Genomic DNA, 12,526 nt, shown 5'->3' with positions numbered 1-12,526 from the left:
GACCTACGGAGCAAGTTTCCATGAGTTTCCATGCCCGTCTGCTTGCCGAGACCGCGTCCGAGCGCGCGCTCATGCAATCCGTTCCCATCATCCAGGGCTGCCTGCGCGGCGAGGTGTCCCTCGCCAGCTATGTCGCCTTCCTGCGTGAGGCCTTCCATCATGTGCGGCACACCGTACCGCTCTTGCAGGCTTGCAAGGCGGCGCTACCGCCACGTCATGCCTGGCTCAGGGAGGCGCTGGACGAGTACATCGAGGAAGAGGCCGGGCATGAGGAGTGGATCCTGGCGGACATCGCCGCCTGCGGCTGTGACGCGCAGGCTGCGCGCGCCTCGCGCCCCGGCGTGGCGACCGAGCTGATGGTGGCCTATGCCTATGACGGCATCGCGCGCGGCAACCCGCTGAGCTTCTTCGGCATGGTGCTGGTGCTGGAGGGCAGCAGCGTCGCGCTGGCGCTGCTGGCGGCCGAGGCCATCCAGAAGCCGCTCGGCCTGCCCGACGCGGCCTTCACCTACCTCAGGTCGCACGGCACCCTGGATCTCGAACACACCGCCCATTTCCAGCAGCTCATGGACCTGATTGAGGACGAGCGCGACCAGGCCGACATCATCCACGCCGCCAAGCTCTTCTACCGCCTGTATGGCGATGTCTTCAGAAGCCTGCCCTTGCCCCGTGAGACTGAAGTGGCCGAGGTGATGGCATGAAGGCCGAGCAGGCCCGGGTGCTGCTGACGGGCGCCTGCGGCGGCATCGGTCGAGCGTCGGTGGATGTGCTGCTGGCAGCCGGCGCCTCGGTACTGCTGGTCGGACGCGACCCCGTGAAGCTGCAGCAGCTGATGGCGCACTCCGCCCAGCGGCATGAGGGCGCGGCGGCACGGCTGGCCTGGCAGTGCGCGGATCTCCAGTCAGACCAGGACATTGCCGCTCTGGCCGGCGTGGCCGCCGACTGGGGCTGCAATGTGGTGGTGCATGGCGCGGGTGTTCCGGCCTTCGCCCCCCTGCCATCCCTGGATGCCGCGACCCTGCGCGGCCTCATGCAGACCAATCTGCTGGCTCCGATGCTGCTCACCCAGTCCCTGCTGACGCATCTGATGCGCCTGCCCAAGGCGCAGATCATCTGCGTGGGCTCGGCGCTGGGGCGTATCGGCCTACCTGGCTTCAGCGCCTACTGCGCCAGCAAGTTCGGGCTGCGCGGCTTTGCGGAAGCCCTTCGTCGCGAGGTAGCCGATACCGGCGTGCTGGTCCAGTACCTGGGGCCGCGCAGCACGCGCACCGAGTTCAATGATGCCGCGGTCCAGGCCTACAACCAGGCCACCAAGACGGCCATGGATGCACCGGAGCGGGTGGCCCGCGAGCTGCTGAGCTTGCTGGTGCACGAGACGCCGGAGCGCTTCATCGGCTTCCCGGAGGTGCTGGCGGTTCGACTCAACGGCCTGCTCGGCGCAGCCATGGACGGAGCGTTCGTGAAGCACGGCCGCAGCCTGGGGCGGCCGGCCGTGCCGCAGCGGCCTGTCACCAATTCCTGAAACTATTTCATCCAGAGATATCACATGGACAAGTTCAAGGCTGCGCTCCTGATCACGGCCGTGCTGGGCGCATCGCTCAACCCCCTTCAAGCCGCACTGGCCGGTGCGCTGGAGGACGGCATCACTGAAATTCAGCAGGATTGGGCGGTGATCCGCTACCAGACGCCCGCGGCCGAACGTGAGCGTCGTTTCGAGGCCCTGGCGGCCAAGGCGCACAAGCTCAGCGAGAGCCATCCCGGGCGCAGCGAGCCCCTGGTCTGGGAGGGCATCGTCGTGAGCTCCTGGGCCGGCGAGAAGGGCGGGCTGGGGGCCCTGGGCCTGGTCAAGCAGGCCAAGACGCTGTACGAGCACGCGATCAAGATCGATGGGCAGGCCCTGGATGGCTCGGCCTACAACAGCCTGGGGGTGCTCTACTACAAGGTCCCCGGCTGGCCGCTTGGCTTTGGCGACAAGGACAAGGCGCGTGAACTCCTGCAGCGGGCCTTGCAGATCAATCCCAAGGGCATTGACGCCAATTTCTTCTACGGCGAGTTCCTGATCGAGAGCAAGCAGACGGCCGAGGCCGTGAGCTATCTGGAGCGCGCGATGGCGGCGCCGGCCCGCCCGGGCCGTCAGGTCGCGGATACCGGCCGCCGTGAAGAGGCCCGGGCCCTGCTGGAGAAGGCCAGGCACTGAGCGGTGCGGCGGCGGGCGTGCCGGCCGCAGGGCCTCAGGTGGAGCCGTCGCCGGACTGGCGCGGCGGGGCGAGATGCAGGCTGGCGCACACACCCTGGCCGTCAGCGCAAGGGCCGAAGTGCAGCGTCAGCCCATGCAGTTCCGCAATGCGCCGCACGATGGATACGCCGAGTCCGCTGCCGCCTTCGGTCTGCCCGCTGGGCCGGTAGAAGCGCTCCCCCAGGCGCAGCAGCTGCTCTGCAGGCAGCGGCGGCCCCTGGTTCTCAACCCGCAGACCATCGCTCTCGAACGCAAGTCGGACCGCGCAGCCCTGCGGGCCGTAGCGCAGGGCGTTGTCCAGCAGATTGCGCAGCATGACGACCAGCAGATCGGCGTCACCCTGCAGGGGCAGGGCGGCCGCGCCGTCGCCGGGCCAGTCGCACTGCAGCTCGATATGGCGCCGCTCGGCCAGGGGTAGCAGGTCGACCAAGGCCTGCTCCGCCACCTGTCGCCAGTCCACCACGGCACGACGCAGGGGCTCCGCGCCGGACTCCAGTCTGGCCAGCGCCAGCATCTGGTTCACCAGCCTGTCCATGCGTTCCAGACCGCCGCCCAGGCGGGCCTGCGCCTCCAGGCGCTCTTCGTCCGTGCGCGATCGTCTCAGCACATCCCACTGCGCGCGCAGAACGGCCAGGGGCGTGCGCAGCTCATGCGCTGCATCCGCGGTGAAACGGCGCTCGCGCTGAAGCTGGGTGTCTACCCGTTGGAACAAGCCGTTCATCGCGTCCAGCAGCGGCCGCAATTCCTGCGGGGCCCGACCGGCATCCAGGGGCTGCAACTCGTCCGGGCTGCGCCGGCGCCGCTCCGCACTGAGCGTCTGCAAGGGCTGCAGCGCCCGCTTCACGCCCCAGGCGCTCGCCAGCAGAAGCAGGGGCAGCACCATGAGCCAGGGGGCCAGTTGGCTGCTGGTCAGGTTGAACACCATTTCCTGGCGCTCGTAGACGCGCTGCCCCGCGGCCACCAGCCAGGCGCCGTCGAAGGATTGCAGGTAGTAGACCCGCCAGGGCTCGTGTTCCAGCTCGATGTCGGCAAAACCGGCGGACTGGCTCTGACGCGGCAGCAGCACACCCTCCCGATCGCTCATCAGCAGCTGCCCCTGTGCATCCCACACGGCAATGGCGAGATCGCGCACATCGGCCTCGCCCATATCCGTTCCCGGCCTGGGGGCATCGCCCGGCATCTCGGGGCTGCGCAAGGTGGCCTGCACCTGGCGCGCGAGGCGGATCATCTCCGAGTCGTACAGCTCGTTGACCTCGTGCCGCGCCCGGTCCACCGAGATCCACAGCGCCAGTGCCCAGACCAGCGGGGCGCTGAGCAGCAGATAGAGCAGCAGGCGTCGGCGCAGGCTCATCGGGCGGCTTCCGCGCCAGCGTCCGGAAGGCATGTGCCCAGGGCGTAGCCCAGACCCCGGACGGTGCGCACCACGCTCGGTCCCAGCTTGCGGCGCAGATGATGGATATGCACCTCCAGGGCATTGCCCTCCGGGGCCTCGTGGCCCCAGTCGTAGAGCTTGTCCTTCAGGGCTTCCTTGCTCAGCACGCGCTCGGGGTGGCTCATCAAGACCTCAAGCAAGGACAGCTCGCGGCCGGTGAGCTCCACCGACTCACCGTCCCAGCGCACCTGCTTGGCGGCGATGTCGTACTCAAGCAGGCCTTGCTGCCACAGGGTCTGGGCGCGTCCGCTGGCCCGGCGCAGCAGCGCACGCAGCCGGGCCGCCAGCTCGTCGATGGTGATGGGCTTGATCAGGTAATCGTCCGCACCGGCATCCAGGCCGGCAATCCGCTGTTCGATGCCATCTCGTGCGGTGAGCACCAAGACCGGCAGGGTTCGGCCGCGCTGGCGCCAACGTTTGAGCCAAGAAATCCCGTCGCCACCGGGCAGGCCCAGGTCGAGCACCAGGGCGTCGTAGGCGGTGCTGGCCATGGCCGTGTCGGCGCTGGTGCCATCGCGAAACCAGTCTACGGCGTGGCCCAGCTGGCGCAGTCCCAGACTCAGGGCCTCGCCCAGCTGGGCGTCGTCTTCGGTCACTAGGAGGCGCATGGTCGCTGGGTCTTTGTCCTTGCGGCCATCATAGACGGGCGGGCGCGTACCAGTCCTGCATCAGGGCCCCGCGCCAGGGCCCTGCATGAGGGCCTTGTGGATCAGGCCGCGCGCGCTGCCAGTACCGTAACGCAGTTGCGGCCACTGCGCTTGGAGGCGTAGAGCGCCCGGTCGGCACGTTCAAAGAAGTCATTGGCACTTTCGCCGGGGGCCAGCTGGGTGACCCCCAGGGACAGGGTCACGCGTTCCGCCGCCTTCTCCCCATTGGCCCGGCGTATGCTGCTGCTGGCAATGGCGGTACGCAGCTGTTCGGCCAGCTGGCGGGCCTGCAGCAGCGGCGTATCGGGCAGCAGCAGGGCGAACTCCTCGCCGCCCACGCGGGCCGCCAGTCCGGGTTCGCTGATCATGCGCTGCATGCTCTGGGCGACGGCGCGCAGCACCTGATCGCCGAAAGAATGGCCGTAGCTGTCATTGACGCGCTTGAAGAAATCGATATCGCCCAGGACCAGGCACAGCGAGGGCTCCTGCGGGCTTGCCGGGGCTGCATCGCCCGTCAGGCAGCTCGCGAGCCGGCGCTCGAAGGCGCGGCGGTTGGCCAGGCCGGTGAGCGCATCCACCAGTGCCTCGCTGCGGGCCTGGCTGACTTCCTCGCGCAGCGCGGCGATCTCGCCGTGGCTGGCGTCGAGGCGCTGCTGCAGGGTGCTCATGGCCTGGCGCATCTGGCGCGTCTCGTCCATCAGGGACTGCAGTTGCTCACGGGCCCGGGCATTGAGCGTGCTTTCGTCCAGCAGCTGACGACTCCATTCCAAGAGGGACTGGTCGAAGCGCGCGGTGCGATCCCCCGCCTCGGCGGCGGTGCTGGCCATATTGTCCAGAACGCGGCTCAGCCCCTCGCTGACCCGCCGCGCATCCTCGGGGTCCAGCAAGGGCTCGGCCAGGTGCTGACGGTACAGGGCCGCCGTATCGTCTTCCTCCAGGACGCCGCCGTCGCGGGTGCGCTCCTGCACGGCCTGCATCAAGCCCGGGTTGCGGCCGCTCACGAACTCGTACCACACCGCATAGCTGATGGGGTGCAGGGCCGTGCGTTGACGTGTCATCAGGGGCAGGGCCAGCCGCAGGTATTCCGCGCTGCGCGCCATGCTGTCCGGGTATCGCATTGAATCCCTCCTGTGCATAGAGGCCAAGCCCCTTGGGCGCGACCCCCCAGGGTTGCGCCACATGCCTCGCCTCGTTCTTGCACCGCTGTTTCGGCGCATCGGCGGCGGCCTTGATGGTCCGCGGGCCGCCGCCCTGCACGGATCTGCCTCAAGCGTGATTTCCGTCAACGTTTTGGGGGGCGACGCGCCTTAGGGTTCGCCATCCTTGCTCAAGCCGCGAGTGCTGCCCATGTCCCAGAACGCCCGGATCGACCCTCAGATGAATGACTGGCTGGACCGTTCCGGCCTGAGCCCTCTGCGCTTGCGCGGTGGGCGCAGCCTGCTGCCCATCGTGCAGGGCGGCATGGGCGTGGGCGTCAGCGCCCAGAGCCTGGCGGGGGCCGTCGCGGCCTCCGGGGCCATGGGCACCCTGAGCTCGGTGGACCTGAGGCGCCTGCATCCCGATCTGATGGCCCGCTGCGAGGGCCTGCATGCCGGTGAGGAGGCCAAGCGCGTGATCGAGGCCGCCAACCAGCAAGCCCTGGTGCGCGAGATCGCTGGTGCGCGCGAGCGCAGCCAGGGGCGTGGCCTGCTGGCGCTCAATGTGATGCGCGCGCTCAGCGACTATGCGGCCTCGGTGAAGACTGCGCTGCGTGAGGGGATCGATGCCCTGGTCGTGGGCGCAGGCCTGCCCCTGGATCTGCCCGAGCTGGCTCAGGATCACCCCGACACCCTGCTGATCCCTATACTCAGCGACGCCCGGGGGGTGCAGCTCATCGTCAGGAAGTGGGAGCGCAAGCAGCGCCTGCCGGACGCCATCGTGATCGAGCATCCGCGCCTGGCCGGCGGGCATCTGGGGGCGGCCAAGGTCGCCGATCTGAATGACCCGCGCTTTGACTTCGAGCGCGTGATCCCCGAATGCCTGGAGTTCTTCGAGAAGGCCGGCATTGCGGGGCGCATTCCCCTGATTGCCGCCGGGGGCATACGCAGCCATGCCCAGATCCGCCATCTGCAGGGCCTGGGTGCCGCCGCGGTGCAGCTGGGCACGCCCTTTGCCGTGACCGAGGAGGGCGACGCCCATCCCGAGTTCAAGCGCGTGCTGGCCGAGGCCGAGGAAGCGCAGCTGGTGGAGTTCACCAGCGTCGCCGGTCTGCCGGCGCGCGCCGTGGCCACGCCCTGGCTGCGCAACTACCTCAAGGCCGAGCCCCGGCTGCAGGCCGTGGCCCAGGTCAAGGCGCGCTGCACCAAGGCCTTTGATTGCCTGGCCCAGTGCGGCCTGCGCGACGGGCTCAAGGGCTGGGGCCAGTTCTGCATCGACAACCAGCTGGGCGCGGCCCTGCGCGGTGACCTCAGCAAGGGACTGTTCTTTCGCGGTGCAGGCGCCTTGCCCTTCGGCCCTGAGATCCGCACGGTGCGGGAGCTGTTGCAGCGGCTGCTGGAGACCGAGCCCGCGCCGGCCACGGCATGACGGCAATACCTGACCCTCGGGTATTTGCCGACAGCGCAGTTTTGATTACAATGCGAATCATTCGCAAATAGCGGAGCGGACTGCTTCAAGGCAGTCCTCTGCCAGCTTCAGGGTCTGCGGACCCTCCGCCAGCATCCAAGCCCCGACCTCCGAAGTCGGGCCGATGGCGGCGGTCAGCGTTCGCCATCCTCTCAAACCTCGTTAGGATTGCACGCCATGCTGAAGAAGAAGCTGCTGCTCTTGCCCCTGCTGTTGTGGATGGCCGCCCAGGCCCAGGCCCACCAGATCTGGATTGAACAGGACGTCCAAGGTGCGCGCCTGTACCTCGGTGAGTTCGGCGAAAACCTGCGCGAAACCTCGCCGGGCATGCTGGACAAGTTTGTGCAGCCTTCGGCCACCCTGCTCACGGCCAAGGGAGACATTCCCGCCGCGCTGAGCAAGCGCGCCAATGCCTTCGACATCGATGGCCGGGCCATCAGCGGCGAGTCCCTCATCGCCCAGGAAAACGCCTATCCCGGCTGGGAGCGCAAGCAGGGCGACAAGGTCGAGCGCCATGTCTGGATCCCGGCCGCGCGCTGGATCAGCGACTTCGTCGCCCGCCCGGCACGCCTGACCCTGGACCTGGTGCCCACCGGCAAGCCCGGACAGTTCCAGGCCTTCTACAAGCAGCAAGCCCTGCCCGAGGCCAAGGTGCAGGTGTTCACGGCCTCCGGCTGGGGCCGCGAGTTCGTGGCCGACAAGAGCGGCCTGCTGCAGCTGAGCCTGCCCTGGAAGGGCCGCTATGTGCTGGAGCTCAAGCACACCGACAAGCAAGGTGGTGAGCGCAATGGCCAGGCCTGGGACGTGGGGCAGTTCGTCACCACCCTGGGCTTCAGCCTGAGCCAGGGCCTGGAGCCTTTGCCTGCGCTCCCGCCGGCCAAGCCTAGCCCCTGAGGTGGCTTGAGCCCGGCGCCCCGCCGGGCGCTCTTCCCCTGATACCGAACCGCTCCCTGGTCTGATCCGCGCGTGAAGGCCTGAGTGCGAGCCGCGGCATGCCTGTGCGGCGTGTCTTCGGTGTCAGCACCCATCCATCTCGTCTCCGGCGCCTTGCGGCTGCCGGTGGGGCTTGGCCATGTCCAAAACATCTGCGGGCGCTCAGCCGGCCCGCGGCCGATCTGCGGCCGCCTGGCGCTATCGCGGCGCCGTCTTCTCGCGTGCCCTGGCGGCTCTGCTGGGCGGCTATCTGCTGGCTGCCGCGGTGGCGACCGCCTGCGCCGTCCATCTCCCCAGCCTGCTCGGTGCCGCGCGCAGCGAGGCCACCGTGGGTGGCGCCATGCTGGCTTATCTGGTCTATGCCCTTGCCTTCATGGCCGCCTTTGCCTGCCGTAGTGCCTGGCGTGCCTGGGCCTGGATTCTGGGGGCGGCACTGCTGCTGGGGGCCGGCGCGCTGCTGCCGCGCTGGCTCTGAGCCCCGCTTTCCCTTTTTCTTCTTCCACCTACCCCCTGTTCCACACGATGAAAACACCGCATCCCCTGAGCCTGAGTCTCCTGGCCCTGCTGATTGGCACGGCCTGGGCCGACGAGGCCCCACGCGTGGCCGACGCTGCCGAATCCACCAACACCTTGCCGCTGGTGCGCGTGCAGGGCAGCAAGGAAAGCGCCACCGGGCCGGTGCCCGGATTCGTGGCGCGGCGAGCCGGCAGCGGGCTCAAGAGCGACATCCCGCTGATCGAGACGCCGCAGTCCATCGCCGTGGTCACGGCCGACCAGATCGAGGCCCAGGGCGCCACCACCCTGCGCCAGACCGTGGGCTACTCGGCCGGCGTGGTCTCGGCCTATTTCGACAGCCGGGTGGACAGCATCAGCGCCCGCGGCGGCAGTGTGGCCCAGTACCAGGACGGCCTGCTGCGCAGCTACGGCACCTACAACACCGCAAGACCCGACCCCTTCACGCTGGAGCGCGTGGAGCTGGTGCGCGGCCCGGCCTCGGTGCTCTATGGCCAGGGCAGCCTCAACGGGGTGCTGAACCTGGTGTCCAAGCGCCCGCAGTTTGAAAGTCGGCGCGAGCTGCAGCTGCAGCTGGGCAGCCATGAGCGCAAGCAGCTGGCCCTGGATCTCACCGGCCCGCTCAGCGAGCAATGGGCCTACCGCCTGGTGGCCATCAAGCGCGACAGCGGCACCCAGGTCGACCATGTGAAGGACGACCGCCTGCTGCTCGCGCCCTCGCTCACCTGGCAGCCCAGCGCGGCCACCTCGCTCACCCTGCAGGCGCTCCACCAGCGCGACCAGAGCGGCTCCCTGATCGGCTTCTTCCCCTGGCAGGGCACGCGGCTGCCCAATGGCAGCCAGGGCCAGATTCCCACCTCCACCTTTATCAGCGAACCCGGCTGGGATGCCTATGACAGCGACCAGGACTCGGTCGGCTACCTCTTCAGCCACCGCCTGAACGCCGACTGGACCCTGCGCCAGAACCTGCGCCACACCAAGAGCGCGGTGGACTACCGCACCCTCTACACCAGCTTCAGCACCACGGCGCGACGCCCGCTCTTCAATGCCGACGGCCGCCGCGTGGAGCGCGATATGGTCTGGCAGCTCAATGGCGGCAGCATGTCCCTGCTGGACACCCAGCTCGAGGGCCAGCTGCGCATGGGCGCCTGGAAGCACCAGCTGCTGCTGGGCCTGGACGCGCAGAAGAACGACAGCACCCAGCGCAGCGTCCGCGGCCGTGCGCCGGCCATCGATGTCTATGCGCCGGTCTATGGCAACTTCACGCCGCCGGCCGCCAGTGCCCTGGTGGCCCAGCCCACGGTGGACCAGCGCCAGCTGGGTCTGTACCTGCAGGACCACATCAAGTTCGACGAACGCTGGGTCGCCGTGCTGGGCCTGCGCCATGACCGCGCCAAGACCGAAACCCAGGGCCGCCCCGAGGCCAAGGTCGATGACAAGGCCACCAGCAAGCGCGCTGGCCTGCTCTATCTGGCTGACGGCGGTTTCTCGCCCTATCTGGCCTACACCGAGTCCTTCCTGCCCCTGGGTGGGGTGGACTTCTACGGCAAGCCCTACAAGCCCCAGGTGGGCGAGCAATGGGAGGCAGGCCTGAAGTGGCAGCCGGCCGACAAGCGGGTCTCCGCCACCGTGGCGCTCTACGATCTGCGCGACACCAACCGCAAGACCAGCGACCCCAGCCAGCCGCTCAACAGCCTGCAGATCGGCGAGGTGCGCGTGCGCGGCCTGGAGCTGGAGAGCGCCGGCAGCCTGGACAGCCGCCGCTGGGGCCGCTGGGACTGGACCCTGGGCTATGCCTACACCGATGCCAAGATCAGCCGCAGCAATGCCGGCGATCAGGGCCAGGCCGTGGCCGGCGTGGCCCGCCACAACGGCTCGGCCTGGCTGACGCACCACTTCAGCCTGGGCGGGCTCAGCGGCTTCAGCGCGGGTGCGGGCCTGCGCTATGCGGGCGGTTCCTGGTCCGGCACGCCCTTGATCAGCACGCCCGCGGCCACCCTGGTGGATGCCATGCTCGCCTATGAGCAGGGTGACTGGCGCCTGGCGCTGAATGCGGTGAACCTGGCCGACAAGGTGCAGATCACCCAGTGCCTGGCGCGTGGCGACTGCTTCTATGGCCAGCGCCGCACGCTCAACGCCACCCTCAGCTACCGCTTCTGAGCATGAGAGCCGACGGCGCGCGCGAAGGCCTGCGCCAGGCCATGGCCTGGCTGCACACCTGGGTGGGCCTGCTGCTGGGCTGGTTGCTGTTTGCGATCTTCCTGACCGGCAGCCTGGCCTTCTTCAAGCATGAGCTCAACCACTGGAGCCGGCCCGAGCTGCTGGGCCACGGGCTGGCCGCGCCGCTGGATGCGGCCCAGCTGGCCCTGGTCGAGGCGCGGGTGCACGAGGCTGCGCCGGGCGCGCAGAGCTGGCGCCTCACCGCCGCGGACGAGCGCAGGCCCCTGGTCCAGCTGGGCTGGCGCGAGGCGGCCGCGCCGGGCCAGCGCGCGCGCTTGGAACAGCGCTGGCTGGACCCGGCCAGCGGCCAGCTGCTCAGGCCGCGCGAGAGCTTTGGCATCGGCGAGTTCTTCTACCGCTTCCATTTCGAGCTGCGCTCGGCCCAGCAAAGCCGCTGGATCACCGAGGGGCGCTGGCTGGTGGGGCTGGCCACGCTCCTCATGTTCGTGGCCCTGATCAGCGGCGTGATCACGCACCGCCGCATCTTCAAGGATTTCTTCACGTTTCGGCCCCGGGCCAAGGCCGCGCAGCGCGCCTGGCTGGATGCCCACAATGTGAGCGGCGTGCTGGTGCTGCCCTTCTACCTGGTGATCACTTTCAGCGGACTGATGATCATGCACACGCTCTACATGCCGGCCGGCATCGCCGCCGTCTACGGCCTCAAGGGCGGCACGTATTTCAACGAGCTCTCAGGTGACCCCTTGCCGCGCGGGCGCGGGCTGAGTGCGGCGGCAGGGGAGGGGCAGGCCTTGCCCCGGCTGGGGCAGGCGCGCTGGGAGGCCCTGCTGGCCGAGGTGCGGCGCGAGTGGCCGGCCGGGGCGCGCAGCCGCATCGAGGGCGTGGCCCTGCTGCGCGAGGGTGGCCAGACCCTGGTGGAGTTCAGCCGCCATGAGGGCGACCGCCTGCAGTACCGCAGCCCGCGCCTGATCTTCGAGGCCGAGAGCGGCCGCCGCCTGCATCTGGCCGATACCGCCGCGCCCGCGGCCCGGACCTATGGTGTGCTCTACGGTCTGCACATGGCGCGCTTTGCCGATTGGCCGCTGCGCTGGCTGCTCTTCGGCCTGGGCCTGCTGGGCAGCGCCATGATCGCCACCGGCCTGCTGCTGTGGAGTGTCAAGCGCGCGGCCGAGGAGGCGCGCCGCGGTCTGGCCCGGCCCCTGGGGCGCCGCCTGGTGGACACGCTCAATCTGGTTGCCATCGCCGGCCTGCCCCTGGCCATGGCGGCGCTGTTCTATGCCAACCGCCTGCTGCCCCTGGATCTGGCGCAGCGGCCCGATGTGGAGCTCCAGGTCTTCTACGCGGTCTGGGGCCTGAGCCTGCCGCGGGCCGCCGCCTGGCCGGACCGGCGCGGCTGGCGCGCGCTCTTCGGCCTGGCGTGTCTGGGCTTTGCCGGCCTGGCCCTGCTGTTTGCCGGGCCCTGGCCCGTGCGCCTGGCCCTGGGCGTGACGGCGCTGGCGCTGCTGGGCCTGGCCTGGCGCTGCGGGCCGCGGCGCGGGGCGGTGGCAGGTCCGGCGCCGGCCGCCAGCGCATCCCTGGCCACAGCCGGGCAGGGGGGCTGAGCCATGGCGTTTGCGCATCAAGTGCTGTGCAGCCTGCTGGGCTTCGCCCTGCTGTGCCTGGCCATGGAGCGGCATCATGAGGACGCGCTGGGCCAGACGCCCAGCCGGCGGCGCCAACAGGGCCTGCGCGCCCTGGCGCTGCTGGCCGGGCTGGCGTCCACCTGGAGTCTCTGGGGGCGGGCGGACTGGGGCCTGGCCTGGGCTGGCTGGGGCGCCCAGCTCTCCCTGGGCGCTGTGGCCGTGGTGGCCCTGGCCACCTGGCGCGCCCGCTGGCTGCCCGCGGCCGGCCTGGCCGCGGCGGCGGCCGTCTTGCTGAGCCTGGGGCGCTGGGGCTAAGCTCGGCGGACCACACCCGTGGCGTTGCCCGGCCGTGAGCAAATGC

General features: G+C 69.5%; 12 protein-coding genes. 9 read left to right on the top strand and 3 right to left on the bottom strand.

The genetic code is table 11. The features are described 5' to 3' along the window. Nucleotides 1–20 precede the first annotated feature (20 nt). From ACK5F2_RS17450 to ACK5F2_RS17440, 3 genes are read left to right on the top strand one after another with little or no spacing between them, the layout of a single operon-like run. Entirely contained in the window at nucleotides 21–701 is a 681-nt protein-coding gene (locus tag ACK5F2_RS17450) for a TenA family transcriptional regulator (RefSeq protein WP_409866986.1), read from the top strand. Then, nucleotides 698–1,522 carry an SDR family oxidoreductase gene (locus tag ACK5F2_RS17445; protein WP_409866984.1) on the top strand — a complete coding sequence of 275 codons (825 nt, stop codon included), beginning with the start codon at nucleotides 698–700 and terminating at the stop codon, nucleotides 1,520–1,522. Before ACK5F2_RS17450 ends, ACK5F2_RS17445 begins: the two co-directional genes overlap by 4 nt. Before the next feature lie 24 nt (nucleotides 1,523–1,546). After that, nucleotides 1,547–2,197, top strand: a complete 651-nt coding sequence (locus ACK5F2_RS17440) for a tetratricopeptide repeat protein (protein WP_409866983.1) — start codon at nucleotides 1,547–1,549, stop codon at nucleotides 2,195–2,197. Nucleotides 2,198–2,231: 34 nt separating this feature from the next. Here ACK5F2_RS17440 and ACK5F2_RS17435 read toward each other — a convergent pair whose 3' ends face one another. The 3 genes from ACK5F2_RS17435 to ACK5F2_RS17425 all read right to left on the bottom strand — a co-directional run bounded on the left by ACK5F2_RS17435 (nucleotide 2,232) and on the right by ACK5F2_RS17425 (nucleotide 5,433). Beyond that, entirely contained in the window at nucleotides 2,232–3,587 is a 1,356-nt protein-coding gene (locus ACK5F2_RS17435; protein WP_409866980.1) for an ATP-binding protein, read from the bottom strand. Beyond that, entirely contained in the window at nucleotides 3,584–4,276 is a 693-nt protein-coding gene (locus ACK5F2_RS17430) for a response regulator (RefSeq protein WP_409866977.1), read from the bottom strand. Before ACK5F2_RS17430 ends, ACK5F2_RS17435 begins: the two co-directional genes overlap by 4 nt. A 101-nt stretch (nucleotides 4,277–4,377) precedes the next feature. Continuing rightward, nucleotides 4,378–5,433: a diguanylate cyclase gene (locus tag ACK5F2_RS17425; RefSeq protein WP_409866975.1), complete on the bottom strand. Its 1,056-nt coding sequence runs from the start codon at nucleotides 5,431–5,433 to the stop codon at nucleotides 4,378–4,380. Nucleotides 5,434–5,662: 229 nt separating this feature from the next. Here ACK5F2_RS17425 and ACK5F2_RS17420 point away from each other — a divergent pair, with 229 nt between their 5' ends. The 6 genes from ACK5F2_RS17420 (at nucleotide 5,663) to ACK5F2_RS17395 (ending at nucleotide 12,480) form a co-directional block, all read left to right on the top strand. Next, nucleotides 5,663–6,880 (top strand): NAD(P)H-dependent flavin oxidoreductase, encoded by a 1,218-nt coding sequence (locus ACK5F2_RS17420; protein ID WP_409866973.1) that lies wholly within the window; start codon nucleotides 5,663–5,665, stop codon nucleotides 6,878–6,880. A gap of 216 nt (nucleotides 6,881–7,096) precedes the next feature. Then, entirely contained in the window at nucleotides 7,097–7,813 is a 717-nt protein-coding gene (locus ACK5F2_RS17415) for a cobalt ABC transporter substrate-binding protein (RefSeq protein WP_409866971.1), read from the top strand. 178 nt (nucleotides 7,814–7,991) lie between these two features. After that, nucleotides 7,992–8,327: a DUF3649 domain-containing protein gene (locus ACK5F2_RS17410; protein WP_409866969.1), complete on the top strand. Its 336-nt coding sequence runs from the start codon at nucleotides 7,992–7,994 to the stop codon at nucleotides 8,325–8,327. A gap of 47 nt (nucleotides 8,328–8,374) precedes the next feature. Continuing rightward, nucleotides 8,375–10,525, top strand: a complete 2,151-nt coding sequence (locus ACK5F2_RS17405) for a TonB-dependent siderophore receptor (protein ID WP_409866968.1) — start codon at nucleotides 8,375–8,377, stop codon at nucleotides 10,523–10,525. 2 nt (nucleotides 10,526–10,527) lie between these two features. After that, nucleotides 10,528–12,144, top strand: a complete 1,617-nt coding sequence (locus ACK5F2_RS17400) for a PepSY-associated TM helix domain-containing protein (protein WP_409866966.1) — start codon at nucleotides 10,528–10,530, stop codon at nucleotides 12,142–12,144. 3 nt (nucleotides 12,145–12,147) lie between these two features. Next, entirely contained in the window at nucleotides 12,148–12,480 is a 333-nt protein-coding gene (locus tag ACK5F2_RS17395; protein WP_409866963.1) for a DUF3325 domain-containing protein, read from the top strand. The last annotated feature ends 46 nt before the right edge of the window (nucleotides 12,481–12,526 follow it).

The sequence above is a fragment of the Roseateles sp. genome, from assembly GCF_046300915.1.
Lineage (GTDB): Bacteria > Pseudomonadota > Gammaproteobacteria > Burkholderiales > Burkholderiaceae_C > Kinneretia.
Note: the sequence above shows the minus strand (reverse complement) of the source record. Positions and strands in the feature narration are given on the sequence as shown.

Excerpts from the sequence above, each read along its gene's own strand:
- ACK5F2_RS17400 (WP_409866966.1), top strand. The coding sequence starts at position 10,528 with ATGAGAGCCGACGGCGCGCGCGAAGGCCTGCGCCAGGCCATGGCCTGG.
- ACK5F2_RS17435 (WP_409866980.1), bottom strand. The coding sequence starts at position 3,587 with ATGAGCCTGCGCCGACGCCTGCTGCTCTATCTGCTGCTCAGCGCCCCG.
- ACK5F2_RS17410 (WP_409866969.1), top strand. The coding sequence starts at position 7,992 with ATGTCCAAAACATCTGCGGGCGCTCAGCCGGCCCGCGGCCGATCTGCG.
- ACK5F2_RS17420 (WP_409866973.1), top strand. The coding sequence starts at position 5,663 with ATGTCCCAGAACGCCCGGATCGACCCTCAGATGAATGACTGGCTGGAC.
- ACK5F2_RS17395 (WP_409866963.1), top strand. The coding sequence starts at position 12,148 with ATGGCGTTTGCGCATCAAGTGCTGTGCAGCCTGCTGGGCTTCGCCCTG.
- ACK5F2_RS17440 (WP_409866983.1), top strand. The coding sequence starts at position 1,547 with ATGGACAAGTTCAAGGCTGCGCTCCTGATCACGGCCGTGCTGGGCGCA.
- ACK5F2_RS17415 (WP_409866971.1), top strand. The coding sequence starts at position 7,097 with ATGCTGAAGAAGAAGCTGCTGCTCTTGCCCCTGCTGTTGTGGATGGCC.
- ACK5F2_RS17425 (WP_409866975.1), bottom strand. The coding sequence starts at position 5,433 with ATGCGATACCCGGACAGCATGGCGCGCAGCGCGGAATACCTGCGGCTG.
- ACK5F2_RS17450 (WP_409866986.1), top strand. The coding sequence starts at position 21 with ATGAGTTTCCATGCCCGTCTGCTTGCCGAGACCGCGTCCGAGCGCGCG.
- ACK5F2_RS17430 (WP_409866977.1), bottom strand. The coding sequence starts at position 4,276 with ATGCGCCTCCTAGTGACCGAAGACGACGCCCAGCTGGGCGAGGCCCTG.
- ACK5F2_RS17405 (WP_409866968.1), top strand. The coding sequence starts at position 8,375 with ATGAAAACACCGCATCCCCTGAGCCTGAGTCTCCTGGCCCTGCTGATT.
- ACK5F2_RS17445 (WP_409866984.1), top strand. The coding sequence starts at position 698 with ATGAAGGCCGAGCAGGCCCGGGTGCTGCTGACGGGCGCCTGCGGCGGC.